At 65.7% G+C, this 21446-nt stretch carries 13 protein-coding genes; 9 read left to right on the top strand and 4 right to left on the bottom strand.

Translation table 11 applies throughout. The features are described from left to right. The 6 genes from MKI88_RS19645 to MKI88_RS19620 all read left to right on the top strand — a co-directional run. Positions 1–6172 (top strand): DUF5801 repeats-in-toxin domain-containing protein (locus MKI88_RS19645; RefSeq protein ID WP_241633250.1); only part of this gene is annotated, 6172 nt, incomplete at its 5' end. Between the two features lie 49 nt (positions 6173–6221). Next, the gene (locus MKI88_RS19640; protein WP_241633249.1) at positions 6222–6920 is read left to right on the top strand and encodes an OmpA family protein; all 699 of its coding nucleotides are present in this window, start codon (positions 6222–6224) and stop codon (positions 6918–6920) included. 14 nt (positions 6921–6934) lie between these two features. Next, positions 6935–8335 (top strand): TolC family protein, encoded by a 1401-nt coding sequence (locus MKI88_RS19635; protein WP_241633248.1) that lies wholly within the window; start codon positions 6935–6937, stop codon positions 8333–8335. A gap of 55 nt (positions 8336–8390) precedes the next feature. Further along, a complete protein-coding gene (locus tag MKI88_RS19630; RefSeq protein WP_241633247.1) occupies positions 8391–10547 on the top strand; it encodes a type I secretion system permease/ATPase in 2157 nt (718 codons plus the stop codon). Beyond that, entirely contained in the window at positions 10544–11578 is a 1035-nt protein-coding gene (locus tag MKI88_RS19625) for a cell wall hydrolase (RefSeq protein WP_241633246.1), read from the top strand. Before MKI88_RS19630 ends, MKI88_RS19625 begins: the two co-directional genes overlap by 4 nt. 1 nt (position 11579) lies before the next feature. After that, the gene (locus MKI88_RS19620; protein ID WP_241633245.1) at positions 11580–12872 is read left to right on the top strand and encodes an HlyD family type I secretion periplasmic adaptor subunit; all 1293 of its coding nucleotides are present in this window, start codon (positions 11580–11582) and stop codon (positions 12870–12872) included. Here MKI88_RS19620 and MKI88_RS19615 read toward each other — a convergent pair whose 3' ends face one another. From MKI88_RS19615 to MKI88_RS19600, 4 genes are all read right to left on the bottom strand, one after another. Then, entirely contained in the window at positions 12873–13769 is an 897-nt protein-coding gene (locus MKI88_RS19615; protein ID WP_241633244.1) for a transglutaminase-like cysteine peptidase, read from the bottom strand. Between the two features lie 153 nt (positions 13770–13922). Beyond that, positions 13923–14672: a hypothetical protein gene (locus MKI88_RS19610; protein ID WP_241633243.1), complete on the bottom strand. Its 750-nt coding sequence runs from the start codon at positions 14670–14672 to the stop codon at positions 13923–13925. A gap of 125 nt (positions 14673–14797) precedes the next feature. Beyond that, positions 14798–16870 carry a transglycosylase domain-containing protein gene (locus MKI88_RS19605; RefSeq protein ID WP_241633242.1) on the bottom strand — a complete coding sequence of 691 codons (2073 nt, stop codon included), beginning with the start codon at positions 16868–16870 and terminating at the stop codon, positions 14798–14800. 164 nt (positions 16871–17034) lie between these two features. Continuing rightward, a complete protein-coding gene (locus tag MKI88_RS19600) occupies positions 17035–17685 on the bottom strand; it encodes a helix-turn-helix domain-containing protein (protein ID WP_241633241.1) in 651 nt (216 codons plus the stop codon). 187 nt (positions 17686–17872) lie between these two features. Between MKI88_RS19600 and MKI88_RS19595 the strand changes: the two genes are divergently transcribed. The 3 genes from MKI88_RS19595 to MKI88_RS19585 form a co-directional block, all read left to right on the top strand. Continuing rightward, positions 17873–18898, top strand: a complete 1026-nt coding sequence (locus tag MKI88_RS19595) for a dipeptide epimerase (RefSeq protein ID WP_241633240.1) — start codon at positions 17873–17875, stop codon at positions 18896–18898. Between the two features lie 137 nt (positions 18899–19035). Continuing rightward, the gene (locus MKI88_RS19590; protein ID WP_241633239.1) at positions 19036–20073 is read left to right on the top strand and encodes a DUF1611 domain-containing protein; all 1038 of its coding nucleotides are present in this window, start codon (positions 19036–19038) and stop codon (positions 20071–20073) included. Positions 20074–20114: 41 nt separating this feature from the next. Next, the coding region (locus MKI88_RS19585) for an amidohydrolase family protein (protein ID WP_241633238.1) at positions 20115–21446 on the top strand (1332 nt) is incomplete at its 3' end.

The raw sequence follows: 21446 nt of genomic DNA, 5'->3' as shown, positions 1-21446 counted from the left end.
CGCGCGTGCGGATATCGACAGCGTCACCGAGGATGGCCCGCTGGTCGCTGACGGCAATGTGCTCACGGGCACGGGCGGCGGTGATCTCAACATCACCGATGGCGTTGCGGATACGCTCGGCGCCGATGGCGGCAGCGTGACGGGCATCGCCTTCGGCGCGACCACGGGGAGCGTCGGAACGCCGCTCGCCGGTGCCTATGGCAACCTGACGCTCGGTGCCAATGGCAGCTACAACTACACGCTCACCAACGGCTTGCCCGCGGTGCAGGCGCTCAACGCCGGCGAAACGCTGACCGAGATATTCACCTACACCATCACCGATGGGGATGGTGACACCACGACCGCGACGCTGACAATCACGATCAACGGCGCCAATGACGGCCCGATCGTGGGCGTCGGTACCGCGACCGTGTCCGAGGAAGGGCTTGGCGGCGGCATCGCCGACACCAGCGGCAGCCCGAGCGACACGACCAACGGCACGACCGCCAATGGCACGATCTCGGTATCCGATCCCGACGGTGACGCGCTCACCGTGACGCTTGGCAATCCGGGCGCCGTGCTCACTGTCGGGGGCGCGCCCGTGGTCTGGACCGGCGTCGGCACGCAGACGCTGACGGGTTCGGTCGGCGGCACTCCTGTGATTACCGTTACGATCAACAATGCCGGCGCGTTCACCGTGACGCTTTCGGATGCGGTCGATCATGCGACGATCAATGCCGAGGATCTGAAGACCTTCGTTGTCCCCGTCTCGGTCAGCGATGGCACGAGCAGCTCGGCCACGACGCTGACGATCACGATCGAAGATGACAGCCCGACGATCAGCGGCACCGCCGCGATCCCGACGCTGACGGTCGACGAGACCAGCCTTTCCACCAACGCAAGCGAGAGCTTTGCGGGTGCCTTCTCGAGCGCCTTCGGCGCCGATGGCGCAGGTGCGATCAGCTATGCGCTTGGCATCAATGCCGGCGTGACGGGACTGTTCGACACTGCAACGGGTGAGGCCGTCCTGCTGCGTCTCAATGGCGGCGTGGTCGAGGGGTACCTGGCCTCGAGCCCTGCCACGGTCGTATTTACCGTCAGCGTCAATGCGGCGGGCAATGTGACGCTCGATCAGATCCGCGCTGTGAAGCATGGCGATACGGCGAGCACGAATGAAGCCGAGCAGCTCGATGCCGCCAATCTCGTGACGCTGACCGCAACGATCCGCGATGCGGACAGCGACAGCGCGAGCGCGACGATCAACATCGGCAACAAGCTGGTGTTCAACGACGACGGCCCGACCGCGGCGATCAGTGCGGCCGGCCTCGCGATCACGCATGACGAAACGCCGGGCGTGGATGCCGACGCGCAGGATGTCGCGGGTCCGCTCGCGGCCTTTGCGGGCGTGGTCAATCCGGGCGACGATCCGCATGTCGCGGGAACGGTGATCGGCTATGCGCGCGATGCTTCGGCGCTGTCTTCGGCCGGCTCGGGCACGGGCGCGGATGGCGGAACGATCGCTTTCAGCCTTTCGGTTTCGTCCGCGGGCGTCGATTCGGGCCTCGACACGACCGATGGCCAGAACATCCTGCTCTACAAGGAAGGCAGCCTTATCGTCGGCCGCGTCGGCAGCCAGAGCGGTGCCGCGGCCTTTGCGATTGCGGTCGATCCTGCGACGGGCGTGGTTGAGATGGTCCAGTATCTCTCGATCAAACACCCGACGGGCGGTGCGAGCCATGACGAATCGCTCTCGATCGTCGCCAGCGCGGTTCGCGCGACCGTCACGGTGACGGATGGCGACGGCGATATTGCGACAAGCTCGGTCAATATCGGCGATCGCATCAGCTTCCAGGATGACGGCCCGACGATCTCGGTGAGCGCGGGCGCAGGTTCGCTGATCGTCGATGAATCGCTCGGCACCACCGGCTCGGTGCAGCACGAGGGCGGAGCCGCCAATAATGACGAGACCGCCTCGGGCGCCGCACCCGGTGCAATCGGTTTCGCGCAGGGAGCAGTAGCGGGACTGGTCAACGTCAATGCCGGTGCGGATGGACAGGCCTCGCTTGGCTATGCGCTCTCGGTCACCAACAGCGACTCCGGCTTGCTGGATGCGGTCACCAACCAGAAGATCATGCTGTCGCTCAATGGCGGCATGATCGAAGGACGCACGACCGGCGGCGCACTTTCGTTCACGATCCAGATTGATGCGGCGACGGGCACGGTCAAGCTCAACCAGTTCCGTTCGATCGAGCACAACGATCCGGCCAACCATGACGAGAACGGCGCCAGCGCTGCCGAAATGTCGGCGAACAGCATCGCGCTCAACGTCACGGTCACCGATGGCGATGGCGATGCCGCCAGCAGCACGATCGACATTTCCAAGAGCTTCAAGTTCGAGGATGACGGTCCGAGCGCCACGGGCGAAAGCGCGCAGACCTCGGAAGTGACGGTCGACTTCAACACCGCGTTCGTGCTCGATTTCTCGGGCAGCATCGACAATGGCGAGCTCAATACCCAGTTGACCGCGGTCAAGGCTGCGATCTCGGCGCTGTTCGACGGCACCGGCGGATCGGTGGCGGTTCGGTTCGTCCTGTTCGCTTCGACCGCGATCGCGAGCCCGCAGTTCACAAGCGAGGCCGCCGCGCTGGCCTATATCGACTCGGTCAATCCGGCGGCGGGTGGGACGCGTCCCACGACAATTGGGCAGAACACCGACTTCACCGATGCCATCGAGACGCTGCTCGACAATTATGCGGCCGACGATACCGCAAGCAATCAGGTGTTCTTCCTGAGCGACGGCGATCCCAACCAGCAGACCGGATCCAACGGAAACTCGCTCGCTGACGGCGTTGCGGCGTTGTGGAACGACTTCGTCGACCAGAACGGCGTCAATGTGACGGCGATCGGCGTCGGTGATGGCATCATCACCGCGCGGCTGCAGGACATCGACCTCGACGGCCAGGGCGCGCCGATCCTCGTCGACAATTTCGACGATCTGGTCGCGGCGCTGCTGCAGGCGCTTCCGCCCGTGCCGGTCACGGGCAATGTGCTCACCAACGACGATTTCGGCACCGATGGCGGCCGCATCCAGTCGATCACCATCCCGGTTTCCGGTCCCGATGTCAGCTATAGCTGGAACGGTGTGACGGGCGCAGGCTCGCAGATCACGGTGTCCGGCGGCGGTGCGACGATCACGGGCACGACCAGCATCACCGTCACGACGGAGATCGGCGGCAAGCTGACCTTCAACTTCGCGACGGGTGCATGGTCCTACAAGGCGCCCGCCAACGTCAGCGCGGATACGACCGAGGTCTTCAACTACACGGTGGTGGACGGCGACAGCGATACCGCAACCGCGGCGCTCAGCATCCTCGTCAAGAACAACCTCGCGCCGGTGACGACGCCGGTTACCGCGACGGTTGACGATGACGGGCTCACCGGCGGCAATGCCGGTGGTACGGGCGACCTCAATGCCAATGCGACCGAAGCCGCACCCGGCACCACTAGCGAAGCGGTGTTCGAGGGGCTGCTCGGCGTGGTAGCGGGCGACAGCCCGGTCGCGGCGATCAGCTTTGCGCAGCTGCACGGGCAGAGCGTCACGGTGGGCACCGAGACCGCCTTGCTGAACTGGGATTCGGTGACCAGCACGCTTACCGCCACCGGACCGCGCGGCATTCTCTTCAAAGTGGAGGTCACGAACCAGACGACCGGCGCCTATCGCGTGACGCTGGTCGATAATGTGCTGCACGCGACCGGCAACGCGGAGAATGACGCGACGGTCGCGCTGACCTACCGCGTTGCGGACGCCGACGGCTCAACCAACAGCGGCGTGCTCAACATCACCTTCGACGATGACAGTCCTGTCGTGTTCGCGCCGCAATCGGCCGCACTGCTCAATCTTGCGGGCGCGACGGTCACGCGCAACCTCGATGTCGATGCCAACATCAACAACAACGCAGGAGCGGATGGCGGTACGATCCAGTTCGCCAATATCGTCAACGGTCAGGACACCGCGCTGAAATCCGGCGGCGTGATGATCGAGCTGTGGCTGTCCAACAACGGGCAGACCCTGCAGGGACGCACCGGCAGCACCAACGGTACCAATGGCACGCTTATCTACAGCATCAACCTGAACCAGTCTGCAGGCACCTATTCGGTGACGATGTCCAAGCCGATCGACAATGGTTCAGGCATAAGCTTCGGCGATCTGTCGGGCGGACAGGCTGGCAATGCGCCCTTCAAGATCGTGGAGTCGACGAGCACCGACAATCTGGAGATGCTCTTCACGCCGATCAATGCGGGCTCGGTCAACAGCGACAGCAACGACGCTGCTGTCGACAGCCAGTTCATCGACATCGCCAATCCCGACAAGGGGCTGCGGATCGATTTCGGCGACTTCACCTTCCAGGCCAATGGCGGTGGCACTTCGGATGACCGGTTCGTGATGAACAACCACAGTACGGTCAACGGGTTCCGTTTCAAGATCGACCAGATCTCCGGCGGCACCAGCGCAGACATCACGCTGCGGGCCTATGACGCCAATGAGGATGGCGGCGTGCAGCAGCTCACGCCAAATCCGGCCGGCGACACCCAGCTCGCGATCACCATGGTCAAGATCTTCAATGCCTCCGGCGTGCTCGTCCACACAGCGACGGCAGACCAGGACTTTGGTGTGATCGAGGTCGACTTCCAGACCGGTGGTCAGGTACTGATTACCGATCTGCCGAGCGGGTACTTCGTCCAGACCTATACCGCGTCGGGATATGACCGGATCGAAATCGGCAACGCCGGCGCGATCAGCAGCAGCGACGGCAGCAACGACGGGAAATTCTCCGTCAGCACCATGACGGTTGAACAGACAACGGCGGGCTTCCCGGTCAATCTGGGCTTCGACCTCGCGCTGACTGACGCTGACGGTGACGTCGTGACCGTTGCCAATGCCATCCAGATCACCGCCAATCCCTCGACGCCGCCGGTCGTGCTCGACCTCGACGGTGACGGTCTCGAATTCGTCGATCGCTCGGCGGGCGTCGCCTTCGACTATGACGGCGACGGCGTCCGCGAAAGCACGGCCTGGCTGGGTGCCGATGACGGCATCCTCGCGCTCGACCGTAATGGCGATGGCGTCGTCAACAATGGCGCCGAGATCGTGTTCGGCGGCAATGGCCTCACCGATCTTCAGGGGCTTGCCGCCAATTTCGACAGCAACGGCGACGGCTTCCTCGATGCCAGCGACATCGATTTCTCGAAATTCGGCGTCTGGCAGGACGCGAACGGCAACGGCGTCAGCGATGCCGGCGAATTCGCTTCGCTCACCAGTCTGGGCATCGTGAGCCTCAAGCTGACCTCGGATGGCGTCAGCTATGGCGCGGCCAATGACGATGTCGTCGTCCATGGCGAGACGGTCTTCACGCGGACCGACGGCAGCACCGGTATCGCCGCCGACGCCAGCTTCGCGACGGGCGGGGCGCGGGTGGATGAGGCGAGCCGTCAGGCTGCTGCCAGCGGGACGGCGGGAATGGCAAATGCGCTGGTCGCCGCAAGTCTGGTGGCGGCAGCGGTCGTGACGCCCGACACCGGCAAGGCTGATGCCGCTACGGCTGGCGATACTGCAACGCCCGTAGCTGAAAACGGCCAGTCGTTTGCGGACGATGCCGCAAAGTCGGCGCCGCAGGGAGAAACGATCCAGCCGCTGGCGTTTGACACGCACGCGCCCGCGCCGACGATATCGCAGCATGCCGACCGCGCATCCGAACTTGAGGTCGATCGCGGCGGACATGAGGCGCGCCTGACGGATGACGGGACGGGCGACCATGCGTCGACGCCGCTGCTTGCCGACAATGACGTCGCCGTTGCCGACATTGCGGCACATTCCGCGCCGCTCTTTGTGGACATGGTGGCGATGCCCGCCATCCCGGCCGCGATGGCGCCGGTCGCGGAGGCAGCTGCCGCACCGCAGGGCGAGGCACTCGCCTCGGTGATCGCTGACGCGCTTGGCGGCGGCAGCGACGCCGGACCCGATATCGATGCGCTGCTTGCAGCCGCGACGGGACATGGTGGCGATGCAGCGGGGCTGCTCGCGGCAATGGGTGGCAATGACGCGACTGCGTTCGCGGGCGGCATGGCCGCGGGCCACGGCATCGACCTCGCGATGATGGCGCACGACGCGGTGCTCGCGGTGAATCATGCATGATCGGGGCGGGGGTAACACAGTGTACGGGGACGTTATGTGGGAGGGGAATATGAAGGCACAGCTTGGAGCAGCGATGATCGTTGCGGCGGCAGCACTCGTGCCGGGGCAGGCCGCGGCGCAGGTCAGCCCGCGCTCGCCGCTGCTGGATCTGGAGAAGTCCGAACTGCGGCCGCAGATCGAAAGCCGGTACCAGGCGGCGATCGAAGCGGCGCAGGCGACCAGGCGCGGGGAGGATTCGCGTTATGTCTGGGCGTCGGAAGCCAAAGTGCAGTGTGGTATCGCGCTCGGCTATCTGAAGAGCGGTACCCGGGACGAAGAGAGCATCAACGAGTGTGACGGCTTCTCGGCGCGCATGGCTCTGGCCTCGGCGCCCGCGCCCGTCGTGGCCGCAGCCGCGCCCGCTCCGTCCTGCGGCGTCGATCCCAATGTTTCGGTCTTCTTCGACTGGAATGCCGACACATTGCCGGCCGAGGCGCAGACAACCGTCCAGCAGATGGTCGCGAGCCGCGCGAGCTGCGGATGGACCCGCCTTTCGGTCACGGGGCACGCCGACCGTTCGGGGTCGGACGACTATAATGTCGGCATCTCGACGCGCCGTGCCAACAATGTGGCGTCGATGCTTCAGGCGGCCGGCATTGCCGCCGGCGACATGGTCGTGACGGGCAGGGGCGAATCCGAACTCAAGATCGAGACCGCGGACGGGGTCCGTGAGCCCATGAACCGTCGCGTCGAGATCAGCGCACAGTAATCCGGGGGGACAGTATGAAGAGCAACCACAGAATCAAATGGATCATCGGCGTCCCCGGCGCGCTCATGCTGAGCGTTGCAGGGCTCGCGCAGGCGCAGACCATCGATCTCAAGTCGGCGGTCGAGGCTGCGCTCGAATCGCACCCGGAGATCAACCAGGCCGCGATGAACAAGGAAGCGATCGAGTTCGAACGCAAGCAGGCGCAGGGCCTGTTCCTGCCGCGCATAACCACCGAGGCTTCGGCGGGCGTGCAGCGGCTTGAGAACAACACGCGGCGCACGCTCGGCATCGCCGACCAGACGCTTTATCCGCTCGAATCGAGCCTGGTCGCCGAGCAGGTGATCTATGACTCGGGCGTTCGCTCGTCCGAACTCAAGCGTCAGGCATCGCGCACCGACGGCGCTGCGTTGCGCGTCGAGGAGCGTTCGGAATTCGTCGCGCTGAACGTCGCGCGGCAATATCTCGACTATCTCCTCCAGCAGCGCATCCTTGCGGCGTCGGAAGACAATGTCACCTTTCACCAGGGCCTCGTGAACGACCTTCGCGAAGGCGTTGCCAAGGGCTCGATCAGCATCGCCGATCAGCAGCAGGCCGAGGAACGCTTCCAGTCGGCGCGCGTGCGTCGCACCGAGGCGCAGGAAGATCTTGTCAACGCCGCGATCGCGTTTCGCACGCTGACCGGCCTGTCGATTGATCAGGTGGCGATGCCGCCTTCGCTTCGCGCCAGCCTCCCCGCCACGCTTGCCGAGGCGATCGACGGCGCGCGCGACAAGAACCCGCGCGTCCGCGAAGCCGCTGCCGATATCGATGCCGCCCATGCGATGGTCGACAAGGCCAAGGCCGAAATGTACCCCGTGCTCTCGCTCGAGGGCCGCGGCCGCGTCGGCGAGGATATCGACGGGTTCCGCTCGCGGACCGAGGATCTTCAGGCGCGTGTCGTGCTGCGCTGGAATGCGTTCGACGGCAACATCAACCGCAACAAGGTGCAGGAGATGGTCCGTCGTGCGAGCGAGGCGCGTTTCCGCATGCACCAGCTCCAGCGCGAGGCCGAGGAAGATGTACGGGTCGCGTGGAATCGCTGGGAACAGCAGGGCACGCTGGTCACCGAACTCGAAGAACAGGGCCGCGTGAGCGACGCTCTCCTGATCTCGTATCGCGAGCAGTTCAATGTCGGCCGGCGTTCGCTGCTCGATGTGCTCGATTCGCAGAACACGCGCTACAACGTCCAGGTTCGCACCGAGACCGCGCGCTTCGCGCAGATTTTCTCCGAATATCAGGTGCTGGCGGCGACAAATGCGCTGTTGAGCGCGATGGGTGTGGCGCCGCCGAGCTCGGCCAAGACCTATGCGCGTGACCGGTTCAGCGTCGGCCCGACCGATCCGGCCGAGACGATGTACCGGCGCTATCCGAAATAAGTGAAGGACAGGCCGGGCCCGTGGGGTGCCCGGCGCTGTCGTGGGGAGTATCACAGTGACTTTGGTTGAGTGGCATCAGGATCCGGCGCGGTCGGCAGGTGACGACGATGTGCTGGCCTGTATCGGGCTGGTGGCGCGTCGCTACGACCGGCCCTCCTCACCGGTAACGGTGCGCGCCGGGCTGGCGCTCGACGAGGCGGGGCGGCTGCCCTTCCATCAGATCGAGCCCGCACTCGACCAGATCGGACTGCGCGGCGAAGCCGTGCGTCGGCCGCTGAAGCGCTGGAAGAAGCACGACGTTCCCGCGATCCTGAAGCTTTCGGGCGGGCGCGCGGCGGTGTTGCTCGACCTTGCCGACGACGATGCACAGCTCCAGCTGCCGGGGCGCGAAGAGCCGCTATGGGTCTCGCGCGCGTCGCTTGCCGAGCTGTACGAAGGTGCGGCCGTGACGATCGAGCCCGATCCGACGCAGGATCGCGAGGCCGAACGCCCCTGGGACAAGGCCAGGCGCACCCACTGGTTCTGGAGCGAAGTATGGAAGGTGCGCGGCGCCTTCCGCTATGTCGCGCTCGCCGCGCTCATCATCAATCTGCTCGGCTTCGCGCTGCCGCTGTTCACGATGAACGTCTATGACCGGATCATCCCCAACAAGTCTGCGGCAAGCCTCTGGGTGCTCGCAATTGGCGTGATGATCGCGTTTGCGATGGAGTTCACGCTGCGGCTGGCGCGCGCAAGGCTGATCGACGAGACCGGACGCGATCTCGACGCACGGCTTTCGCAGAAGCTTTTCGAAAAGGTGATGAACATTCCGCTCGCCGCCAAGGACGGCAGCACGGGCGCGTTTGCGCGACGGGTTTCCGAATATGAGATGGTGCGCGATTTCTTCGCCTCGACCACCGTCGTGCTCGCGGTCGATGTCGCCTTCCTCTTCGTCTTCGTGATCCTGATGGCGGTGCTCGCGGGCTGGCTCGCGCTGGTGCCGCTCGTCGCGATCGCGGTGATGGGCTTTGCCGGCGTCGCGTTGCAAAAGGCGATGGCGCGCGCCGCGCTAGAGGCGCAGGCCGATGCCAGCCTCCAGCAGTCGGTGCTGGTCGAATCGATCGGCGGGCTCGAGACGCTCAAGGCCGCGCGCGCCGAGGGGCGGATGCTCGGGCGCTGGCGTCGCTATGCCGAAACGAGCGCGACGACGCAGGAGCATCTGCGCAAGCTGACCGCCTCGGCAGTGAACCTTGCCTCGGTGTGCCAGCAGACGACGAGCATCGCGCTCGTCATCGGTGGCTTCTACCTGTTCAATGCGGGTACGATCTCGATGGGCGCGATCATCGCGATCGTGATGCTAGCCGGCCGCGCGATGGCGCCCATCGGCCAGCTTGCCTTCCTGATGACGCGCGCGCGTCAGGCGATGGTCACGATGGACGGGCTCCAGAAGATGATGGAGTTCGAGGACGAGCGCACCCAGGGCAGCCGCAGCATCGTCCCCGAGATACGCTCCGGCGCGATCAGGCTCGAACATGTCGAATTTCAGTATCCCGGCGCGGGCAAGGAATCGCTCGCCGACATCTCGCTGACGATCCGCCCCGGCGAGCGCATCGGCATCATCGGGCGCGTCGCCTCGGGCAAGTCGACGCTGGGTCGAGTGCTGTGCGGCCTCTATCGCCCGACCGCGGGCAGCTACCTGCTCGACGGGCTCGACAGCCGCCAGCACCATCCGCACGAGATGCGTTCGGCGCTGCGCTATGTCGGTCAGGATGCCGAGCTGTTCAGCGGCACGATCCGCGAGAACCTGATGCTCGGCGCGCGCACGCAGGACGATGACAGGCTGGTCGATGCATTGAAGCGCTCGGGCGCGGGCATCTTCCTCGCGCGCGACGCCGCGGGTTTCGACCTGCATGTCGGCGAGCGCGGCTCGAAGCTTTCGGGGGGGCAGCGCAGCTTCCTCGTGCTGGCGCGCGCGCTGGTCGAGCCGTGCAAGCTGCTCTTCCTCGACGAGCCGACGGGCGCGATGGATACGCAGACCGAGAAGCTCTTCATCGACCATCTCGCCAGGGCGATCACACCCGACCAGACGCTGATCGTCTCCACGCACCGTCACGCGATGCTCTCGATCGTCGATCGCATGATCGTGATCGATCAGGGGCGCATCATCGCCGACGGGCCGCGCGACGAGATCCTCGCGTCGCTCTCCAGCCGCGCTGGGAAGGAGGCCGCATGATGCCCGCGAACACCATGAAGCCCGGATTTCGCGCAACCACGCGCAGCGCCGCAATCGCGGGCGTGCTTGCGCTCATGGTCGCGGCCTTGGCCGCCCGGCTCGATTGGGCCCCGCTGCTGGCGCTGACGGGGTTCGCCGCCGAACCTGCGGCAGCGGCGGAGATCGCGCCGATATCGCGCGCCGAACAAAAGGCGTTGCTCGAAATGACCAGCGGCCCGCAGGCGGCGATCGTGGTCGAGGGGCAGGACGCGTTGCTGGCCAATGCCGCGCTGCCCTTTTCGAAGACGCCGGTCATTGCCGCGCGGCCCTTCTCGATCGTGGGCGCCGGCGTGTCGGACAAGGAGCGCGCGCTGCAGTGCATGACGCAGGCGGTCTATTACGAGGCCGGCTTCGAGCCGGTCGAGGGCAGGCGCGCGGTCGCACAGGTCGTGCTCAATCGGATGCGGCATCCGGCATTTCCCAAATCGGTGTGCGGCGTCGTCTATGAAGGCTCGAACCAGCGCGTCTGCCAGTTCAGCTTCACCTGCGACGGATCGCTGATGCGCGCGCCTGCGCCTGCGGCATGGGCCGAGGCGCGCAAGATCGCGGCCGAGGCGCTGGGCGGCGCGGTGCAGAGCGCGGTCGGGCTGGCGACGCACTATCACGCCGATTATGTCTCGCCCTATTGGGCACCGCGGCTGACCAAGCTCGCTCAGCTGGGCGCGCATATCTTCTATCGCTGGCCGGGCGGCTGGGGTACGCCGGGTGCATTCGGTGGCCGCTATGCGGGGCTGGAGGTGATACCCGCCTTCCGTGCCGAGGCGCTGGCCGATGCCGCGGCCGTCGATCCTGCGACCGCGCTGGGCATGCCAGCCGAGCGGCGCGCAGAGAACGACGTCGGCGGGCGTCTCGACACCTCCAAGGGCTGGGCGCTCAGCATTCCTTTGCCGGCCGAGAGCAAGGGCAGTTTCGCCTCGATCACATCGCAGCAGGCGAGCACCGCGCCGGCACCCGCCGCGCTTGCGGCGAATGACAAGGATATTGGGAGTTAACGTGTTCGGGCGTCTGGCAAACTGGTTTCGCGGTCTGAGTGGCTCGGGGCAGATCATCGTCACAAGCGCAGTCGGCATGGCGCTGTTCCTGCTCTGGGCGAGCCTTGCCCAGGTCGACGAGGTAACGCGCGGCCAGGGGCGCGTGATCCCGTCGAGCAAGGCGCAGATCGTGCAGGCGGCGGAACCGACGACGATCGATGCGATCCTTGTCCGTTCGGGCCAGCGGGTCCGCAAGGGACAGTTGCTGGTACGCCTTGACGACACGCAGTCCGCCTCGGAGCTTGGCCAGATTGCCGCGGAAACGCGCTCGCTTGAAGCGCGCGCCGCGCGTCTGGGACGTGAGGGGGGCGTCGGCGGCGGCACCGATTGCGCACCGGGCGCCAATGGTCAGCTGCCTGCCGAATGCGCGCAGGAAGCCGCGCTGCAGGAGGTGCGTCAGTCGGCACTCAGGAGCCGGCTTTCGGGCATGAGCGCAGCCGTCGAACAACGCCGCCGCGAATATGCCGAGGCGCAGGCGACGATCGCCAGCCTCAGGAGCAGCGTCCAGCTCGCTCAGGACCAGGTCAACATGCTCGCCCCGCTAGCGGCCAAGTCGATCGTGCCGCAGACCGAGCTGCTCTCGGCGCAGCGCGAATTGGTCGATCTGCGCGGACGGCTGGCTGCGGCGCAGCAATCGGCGTCACGTGCTGCCGCTGGTGTTAACGAGGCGCAGGCACAGGCGTCCGAGGCCAATTTCCAGTTCCGCCAGGAAGCGCTCAACGAACGCAGCCAGCTGTCCGCAAAGATCGCGATGAACACTGAATCGCTGCGTGGCGCCGAAGGGCGCGTCCAGCGTTCCGAGATCCGCTCGCCCGTCAACGGCGTCGTCAACGACGTCCAGGTAACGACGATCGGCGGCTTCGTGAATGCGGGGCAGAAGATCATGCAGGTCGTGCCGATGGGCGACAAGCTGCTGATCGAGGCGCGCGTGACACCCAAGGACATCGCCTTCATCAAGATGGGCGATCGCGCCAATGTGAAGGTCACCGCCTATGACTTCTCGATCTATGGCGGCCTGACGGGCAAGGTCGTTCAGGTCTCGGCCGACAGCATCTATGACGAGGCGGCGAAGGAAGCCTATTTCACGGTGATCGTCGAGACCGACAAGGCCTATCTCATGTCGGCGGGCAAGCAGTTGCCGATCACCCCGGGCATGATCTGCGACGTCGAGATCATCACGGGGCGCAAGAGCGTGCTTTCCTATCTTCTGAAGCCAGTGCTCAAGGCGCGCTCGGAGGCGCTGGGCGAACGCTGATCAGTGGCCGCCGGTCAGTCCGGCGGATGCGATCTGCACGGCTTCTGCAGCCGGTTCGACGCGATAGCCATGCGTCCAGCTGCGATCGGCGGCATAGCTCATCACCGGTCGATAATCCCGAACCTCGGCGGCATCGAGGATCTGGTCGGTCTGGTTATCGAGGATAACGAGCCGATCATCGAGCCGGACGGCGAGTACCGCATGATCCGCGCGGCGCACCAGGTCGCGCGCAATCACGAGATAGAGATCCGCGGCCGGAATGCCGAGGCTGCGCAGCAGCCCGAGCTTGGCGATGGCATAGTCCTCGCAGTCGCCGCGTCCGCTTGCCAGCGCCTCGGCGGGCCGCGCCCAGCGGTCGGTGACGCCGTGCAGGCGAATGTCGTCAACAAAGGTGATGTGCGCATTGACCCAGCTGTTGACCGCCCGGAGCTGTGCCGCGCGATCCTGCGTGCGTGCCGCATTGAGCATTGCCGACCAGGGTCCCGCGCCCAGATGCGCAGCGCGCACGCGGCGCCAGTTCGCATCGAGTGGCGTGTGCGAGACCGCCATCGCCACCGATCCGAAAACATCGGGTTCACCCGCGCGTGGCGAGGGCGAAAGGATTGCCCCCATCGCTCCCGCGGGACGTACTGCCATCGGCGTAACGGCCTCGGCGCATGACTCCCACGGCGTCGCGGCGGCAACGGGACTGGTTTGGGGCGCTTCGAGCCCGGTCTGCTGTGCCATCATCTGCTGAAGGCGGCTGGGCACGCGACCCAGGATCGCGTCATATGCGCCCGGCCGGAACTGCCCGGCTGCGGGCACCGGCGTGGCGACGAGATCAGCCGCGCAATCCGCACTCGCCGCATGCACCGTGCCCGTCTGCGCAACCCACGCGATCAGGGCATATCCGGCCATGCCGAATATGCTTCGAATCTGCACGATGGGCCGGGCGGACTTTCGCATGACCGAAAGGCTGCCTGCGAAAAGCCAATATCAGATTGTCAAAATTGGTTAATCCAGCGCAAGCGACCCGCCGGCGCAGGGCAGGCGGGAGGTTAAGGCGCTTTGTCAGCAGGCCGGCAGTTCGGTCGAGCCCTCGGCCTTTTCATAGGTCTGGCCGTGCCTTTGATAGGTCACGCGTGCCGTACTCGACCCATTATAGGCGACGACAAAGCTCTGGTCTTTGGTGCCAGGAATAATTTTGCCGCGGATATTCTGTGCGCGTCCGCCCGCCACCGCGCCCGCGTCGCTATAGTCGAGCTGGACCCCTTCCGCGACGGTCACGGGCGCATCCGGCCGGAGCTCGACGAGTTCGGCCGCGTTGCACGTATAGCCCTGGAAGGTGCCGCCGCCCTGGGTTTCGAGCACGGGATTGGAGGCGAGATCGGTGCGCAGCGTCCATTCGGGCGGCTGCCCGAATGAGGTGCCCGTCGCGGTCTGCGGCCACGCGCCGACGAGTTGAAGCGTATCGCCCCTGGGCTCCAGATAGTGCACCGCGAGCGTACCCGCGCAGCCATGGCAATCCTCGCCCTGCCCTCCCGAAATCAGCACTGCGCGACCACCCACCCATGAGATGCCCTCAGGCCTGAAGGCGTAGCGCGTGTCGCCCAGCGTCAATGTCGTCGCGCCGTCCTTGAAGGCCGTCCGGAAGGCCAGCTGGAGCAGCTCCTTTTCGGGCATTGTCCGGAAATGCGCTGCGGGGTCGGCCTCGGCGCTCGTGGTGAAACCATTTTCGGGCTGCCGGGGCGATTGGTCACAGGCTGCAAGCAGCGTCGCGCCTGCCAACGCCAGCGCCCAGCCCGTCGTCTTGAGTCCCACCCGCTTTCCTTTCAACGCCTTTTGCCCTGTCCGTCTCGATAGACGCCATACGCTATCCGGGCGCAAGCGCGTTTGCGGAACCACCCTGTCGGCAGGCGGTTCAGCGTGTGCGATGGGCCGAGCTGCTATCGTTGCGGTTCGCCGGCGCGCTCATCGGGGCCGGTCGGCACCGCCGGTGGCGGAATGACCGCGGGACGATCGCCGGGACGCGGTTGCTGCGGCGCGTTGTCGGGCGCGGGCTGCGCGGAAATGTTGATCTGCTCGGGGCCGATCTCGACCCCGATCTCGAGCCCGCCGACTTCGGCGTTGATCGTCGCGGCGGCTTCATTCCCGATCGTCTCGATGTCGGGCTCGGGCGCGGTCGCGCGCACCGCGGGTATATCGTTCACTGCCTGCGCCATGAAGTCGCGCCAGATGCGCGCGGGCAGGCCACCGCCGCCGACGCCGGGCAGCGGGCTGTTGTCGTCATTTCCGATCCAGACGCCCGTGATGAGATCGCCCGCAAAGCCGATAAAGATCGCGTCGCGATTGTCCTGCGTCGTCCCGGTCTTGCCGAAAGTGGCCTTGCGCAGCGCTGCCGAGCGGCCCGTGCCGTCATTGGCTGCGGCAGACAGCAGCTCGAGCAGCATGTCGTGCGTGTCGCCGCCAAAGCTGCGCTTGCGCTCCCACATGCGATCGAACCAGCTGCGCTCGCCCTCGGGAAGACCCCGCGCGTGAACGGGATAGCTGTCAGCGGCGACCGCGGCATAGGCGCTGGTCAGTTCGAGAAGCGTCACGCCCGAGGTGCCGAGCGCAAGGCTGGGCTGGTCGCCGAGCGGGCTGGTGATGCCGAGATCGCGTGCAGCGCGGATGACATTCTGGCGCCCTACCGCCTCGGCCAGCCGCACCGCGGCGACATTGCTCGACTGCGCAAAGGCCTGGCGCAGTGTGATCTTGCCGCGATAGCGGCCATTATTGTTGGCGGGCGACCAGTCCCCGATCGTGAGTGGTGAATCGTCGACCAGCGTGTCGGGGGTCATCCCCGCGCGCAAGGCGGCCAGATAGACGAACAGCTTGAAGGTCGATCCGGGTTGGCGCCTTGCCTGTGTCGCGCGATTGAACGGGCTGTCGACATAGCGCTTGCCGCCGACCATGGCGACGACCTCGCCATCGGGGCGCATCGCGACGAGCGCGACCTGCGCCTTGCCCAGCCCAGCGCGGCGTACGACGCGTTCGGCGACGCGCTGGAGGTCGCTGTCGAGCGTGGTCTCCACGCGCCGCTCGGCATAGACCGCCCCCGATCGGTCGCGCGCTTCGGGCAGCACCCAGTCCGCGAAATAGGTACCGCTTGGCATGTCGCGCAGCGGGCGGATATCGACGCGTGCGGGGCTAAGCCCGCTGGCGGTCTTCGGGTCGATATAGCCCGCATCGACCATCGCCGCGATCACGATCTTCGAGCGATCACGCGCGCCTTGCAGGTTGACCGCGGGCGACAGGCGCGACGGCGCCTTGAGCAGCCCCGCGAGCATCGCCGCCTGCGGCACCGTCATGCGCTCGGGCTGGCGGTTGAAATAATGGAGCGAGGCGGCGCGCAGCCCGTAGACATTGTCGCCGAAATAGACGTTGGAAAGATAGCGCGCGAGGATCTCGTCCTTTGACAGCCAGGCTTCGAGCCAGAAGGCGATCAGCACCTCGCGCAATTTGCGCGCGGCGGTGCGGTCCGCCTTGAGGAAGGCGACCTTGGCGAGCTGCTGCGTGATCGTGCTGCCACCCTCGCGGACCCCGCCCGCCATCATGTTGCGCATCGCGGCGCGCGCTATGCCCAGCGGGTCTATGCCGGGATGGCTGTAAAAGCGCCGGTCCTCGATCGCCATGAAGGCCTGCGGCACATGTTCGGGCAGTTCCGCAATGACGACAGGCTTGTCGATGATCGCGCCGCGCCGCGCGATCGGCCTGCCTTCCGACGACAACAACGTGATGCTGGGTGGCGCGATCGGCTTTAGCGAGCGCGAGAGCGGTGCGGTCACCGCCAGCCACGCGACCAGCGCGATGAACAGCGCGAGCATGACGAGCGCAATTCGCTTCCAGCGACGGAAGGTGCGCTGGCCGGGCGACAGTTCGGCTGGAACGGGCGGCGTCGAGGTGTCTGCGGCCACGCCCGGTAGATCGCGCGGATCGGCTGCGTCTGCGCCATCCGGGCCGCGAAAAATCTCGTTCATGAACTACCGTCGCCCAGATCAGCACCGCGCCTTGCGCGAGAATAGCGGGATCGCATCGCCAGCAACAGCCCTTGTCCAGCTTGTAAGCAAGTCAGGGCAAATCCCCAACTGTATTGCTTGTATAATACAGTTGGGGGCGGCGATCAACGCGGGTTACGCGGCTTCTACGCGAGCGCCTCGGTCGTCGCGTCGTCCCCGTGCAGGTTCATCAGCGAGTCCATCAATCCGTCATCAGCGCTCGAGCAGACGGCAAGGACGAGCGCTTCGTCGCAGTCCTTGCCCGCCACATAGGCGTGGCCCATGCTCGAATCGAGATAGACCGACTTGCCCTCGCCCAGCGTGATCGGATCGTAGAATTCGGTGTGGACGACGATCTCGCCCTTCACGACATAAAGGAACTCCTCGCCCGGATGGCGGACGAACTCGCCGAACTCGTCGGCAGACTTGGCGCGGATCCGCGTGAAGATCGGGATCATGCGCTTCCGGCGCAATTCGTTGCAGAGATAGTAATAATCGTAATTGGGCGTGGTGACGCGCACCGCGCGATCGAGGCTGCCGATGCTGCGCCGCGCGGTGACCGGCGCCTCCGATCCGGCTGCAGCATCGTCTTCCGCGAACAACTCGGACACGCGGATATTGAGCCGCTGGCTCAGCTGCAGCAGCTTGTCATAGGTCAGCGTGAGGCGATCATGCTCGACCTTGGACAGTGTCGAGACGGGGATACCGCTGCGATCGCTCATTTCCTTGAGCGTCCAGCCATTGCGGGCCCGCAGGCCGCGAACGAGCTTACCGAGCGTCGGCTGCTCTGCCTTCATGCACATGCCCCCCTGTTGGCAATGAAAGTGACGCGCAGTGCGATTGACAATTTTCTAAACAGGATCATTATATCTCAATCAGGATAAATTCTGCGCTTAACGTCGATGATATCTGCGCAACCGCCCGAGTGCAACAAAGCGACGCGGCTCGGGCGTCAGGTGCAGATTCCAGAATGAGGATGTGAAGATGATACGCGAATCCGCGCTTACCCTTGCTGTCACGGTTGAAGCGCTGCCGCTTGCCAAACCTTTCCGGATTGCGGGCCATGTCTTCACCCAGTCCGATGTTGTCGTCGTGACGTTGTCCGACGGCACGAGCACGGGGCGTGGCGAAGCCTCGGGGGTCTATTATCTTCACGAGAATGCGCCCGCGATGGTCGCCGCGATCGAGCGCGTCCGGCCCGCGATCGAAGCGGGTGTGACGCGTACTGCGCTGCGTGATCTTCTTCCGCACGGCGGCGCGCGCAATGCGCTCGACTGCGCCTTGTGGGAGCTGGAGGCGCGGCGCAGCGGCAAGCCTGTCTGGGAACTTGCCGGGCTTGAGCCGCCACGCCCCTTGCTCACGACCTTTACGCTCGGAGCCGACGATCCGGAGATCATGGCGGAGGGCGCGCGGGGCTTCGCAAGGGCGCAGGCGCTCAAGCTCAAGCTGACCGGCGATCTCGATCTGGATATCGCGCGGGTCCATGCGGTGCGCGCTGCGCGGCCGGAATGCTGGATCGGCGTCGACGCCAATCAGGGCTTCTCCATCGAAGAACTCAACCCGCTCGTCGAAGCGCTTGTTGCCGCCGATGTCAGGCTGCTCGAACAACCGCTTCCGCGCGGCCGCGAATCCGATCTCGACGGCTTTTCGTGCCCGATCCCCGTCGCCGCCGACGAAAGCGCGCTGTCGCTTGCCGATATTCCCGGACTGGTCGGGCGGTTCGACGTCGTCAACATCAAGCTCGACAAATGCGGCGGTCTTACCGAGGGGCTCGAAATGGCGCACGCCGCGCGGCAACTGGGGTTGCAGGTAATGGTCGGCAACATGGTCGGCTCGAGCCTGGCCATGGCGCCCGCCTTCATCCTGGGGCAGCTCTGCGACATCGTCGATCTCGACGGACCCATCTTCCTCGCCGAGGATCGCGTGCCCGCCATCGATTACAGCAATGGCCTCGCCTGGTGCGACGAGGCGATCTGGGGGCGTGCGGCGCTCTATGCGATGCCCGCATAAAATGCCGCGCGGCAGTCGGAACAGCCTGTCGAAGGGGGCAAATCAGGCTTATTCGGCTTGACGTTTTCTGATTAGGACAATATCGTCCCAATTGAGACATTCACCGGTCCCAGCGGACCCTTCAGCAGAGTATCGCCATGAACGCGCATTTCGATCCCACCTATGGATCGGCCCTCCGGTTGCCGCAGCCCTATCTCCTTTTCCTTGCCGACACCGTCGATGCGGGCTTCGCCAAGACCGCCTTCGGACTCCGCGACTGGGCAGGTGACAAGTGCGTCGGCGAGTTCGCGATTGGCGCGACCGTCAGCACCGGTCTTCCCGTGATGACCCCTGCCGAGGCGCGAGCGGCGGGTGCGCGTGCGCTCGTTATCGGCGTTGCCAACAGCGGCGGCGTGATCGGCGACAGCTGGATCGCTTCGCTGGTCGAAGCGCTCGAGGCGGGGCTCGACATCGTCAGCGGCATGCATGCGCGCCTCTCCGAAATCCCCGAACTGGTCGAGGCCGCGGCGCGGCTGGGTCGTCGCCTGATCGACGTTCGCGTGCCGCCATCGGGGTTGCGCGTGGGCACCGGCGCCAAGCGTTCGGGCAAGCGGCTGCTGACTGTCGGCACCGACTGTGCGCTGGGCAAGAAGTACACGGCGCTCGCGTTGGCGAATGCCTTTGCCGCGCGCGGCGTCGATGTCGATTTTCGCGCAACCGGGCAGACCGGGATCATGATCGCGGGTGGCGGCATGCCGATGGACGCGGTGGTCTCCGATTTCGAGGCCGGCGCCGCCGAAATGCTCAGCCCCGACGCCGATCCCGGCCACTGGGACGTGATCGAAGGACAGGGATCGCTCTTCCATCCCGCCTATGCCGCGGTGTCGCTGGGGCTGCTCCACGGCAGCCAGCCCGATGTGATCGTGGTCTGTCACGAGCCCGGCCGGCAGGTGATGCTCGGCACGACGTTCGCGGCGCCGAGCGTAGAGGATACGATCGCGCTCAACCTCGAACTGGGACGGCGCACCAATCCCGCGATCCGTTGCGGCGGCGTGGCGCTCAACACCTCGCAACTCGATGCCGACGAAGCGGCGCGGGTGATCGCGGCCGAAAGCGAGCGGCTCGGTCTGCACGTCGCCGACCCGATCCGCGGCGGCGCAGCATTTGACGCGCTGGTGGAGGCATGTCTGAAATAGCCCGAGCGCAATTGCGCCGATAAACGAGAAGGGGAGATCCGATGTTGTCCGTCCCACATGCCTTGCGTCGCGCGCTGCTGCTCGGTTGTACCGCAGCCTTTCTGGTCTCCAACGCTCCCGCCCCTGAATATGACATCGTCATTCGCGGCGGGCGCGTGCTCGACGGCGCGGGCAATCCGTGGGTCAGCGCCGATGTCGGCATCAAGGACGGACGCGTTGCGCGGGTCGGCGCGATCGCTGAGCGCGGCAAGCGCGAGATCGACGCGCGCAACCGCTATGTCGCGCCGGGCTTCATCGACATGATGGACCAGTCGGGGCGCGTGCTGCTCAAGAATGGCGCGGCAGAGAACAAGCTGCTTATGGGCGTGACCACGGTCATCGCCGGCGAAGGCGGGCCGCCGGCCGAGGCGGCGGAGATCCCGGCGCATTTCAAAACGCTCGAACAGCAGGGCATCTCGGTCAACTACGGCACCTATTATTCGGCGACGCAGGCGCGCGTGAAGGTGATGGGCGACGGCGCCGGATCGCCGACCGCGGCGCAGCTCGAGGCGATGGGGCGCGAGGTGAAGATCGCGATGGAGAATGGCGCGTTCGGTATCACCAGCGCGCTGATCTATCCGCCGAGCAGCTTCCAGACCACCTCCGACCTCGTCACGCTCGCGAAGGTCGCGGCGCAATGCGACGGCTTTTACGCGACCCACATGCGCGACGAGAGCGAAGGGCTGGTGCAGGCGATCGAGGAAGCGATCGAGATCGGCGAAAAGGGCGGGGTCAAGGTCGAGATCTTCCACCTCAAGGCCGCCTATGCGCCCGGCTGGGGCAAGCTGATGCCGCAGGCGGCGGCGACGATCAACGCGGCGCGTGCGCGCGGGGTCGACGTCGCAGCCGATCTTTATCCCTATACGGCCGGTGGCACCGGGCTCGAAATCATCGCACCGAGCTGGGTGTGGGCCGACGGCCTCGAGAAGGGGATCGCGCGGCTTCGCGATCCCAAGGTTCGCGAGCGGATGAAGAAGGAGGTCGCCGCGGGTTCGATGCCCGGCTGGTCAAACCTTGTTCACGCATCGGGCGGTTTCGGCAATGTGCGGCTCGCCAACGGCTTCAGCGAAAAATACAAGCCTTATCACGGAAAGAGCCTCGCCGAGATCGGGAAGGCGCTGAACCGCGACCCGGCCGATGTCGCATGGGACATCCTGCTCGAAGGGCTGCCGAACCGGTCGGTGGCGCTCTATTTCATGATGAGCGAGCAGGACATCGAGACCGCGATCAAGCAGCCGTGGGTCAGCATCGGCAGCGACGCCGCAGCGTCCGAAAAGGCGGGCGAGGTCGACGCGCTCGGCCTGCCGCACCCACGCGCCTATGGCACCTTCCCG

Source organism: Sphingomonas sp. LaA6.9, from assembly GCF_022601895.1.
Lineage (GTDB): Bacteria > Pseudomonadota > Alphaproteobacteria > Sphingomonadales > Sphingomonadaceae > Sphingobium_A.
This window is presented reverse-complemented; position numbering and strand designations above follow the sequence as displayed.

Excerpts from the sequence above, each read along its gene's own strand:
- MKI88_RS19640 (WP_241633249.1), top strand. The coding sequence starts at position 6,222 with ATGAAGGCACAGCTTGGAGCAGCGATGATCGTTGCGGCGGCAGCACTC.
- MKI88_RS19635 (WP_241633248.1), top strand. The coding sequence starts at position 6,935 with ATGAAGAGCAACCACAGAATCAAATGGATCATCGGCGTCCCCGGCGCG.
- MKI88_RS19625 (WP_241633246.1), top strand. The coding sequence starts at position 10,544 with ATGATGCCCGCGAACACCATGAAGCCCGGATTTCGCGCAACCACGCGC.
- MKI88_RS19615 (WP_241633244.1), bottom strand. The coding sequence starts at position 13,769 with ATGGCCGGATATGCCCTGATCGCGTGGGTTGCGCAGACGGGCACGGTG.
- MKI88_RS19605 (WP_241633242.1), bottom strand. The coding sequence starts at position 16,870 with ATGAACGAGATTTTTCGCGGCCCGGATGGCGCAGACGCAGCCGATCCG.
- MKI88_RS19600 (WP_241633241.1), bottom strand. The coding sequence starts at position 17,685 with ATGAAGGCAGAGCAGCCGACGCTCGGTAAGCTCGTTCGCGGCCTGCGG.
- MKI88_RS19595 (WP_241633240.1), top strand. The coding sequence starts at position 17,873 with ATGATACGCGAATCCGCGCTTACCCTTGCTGTCACGGTTGAAGCGCTG.
- MKI88_RS19590 (WP_241633239.1), top strand. The coding sequence starts at position 19,036 with ATGAACGCGCATTTCGATCCCACCTATGGATCGGCCCTCCGGTTGCCG.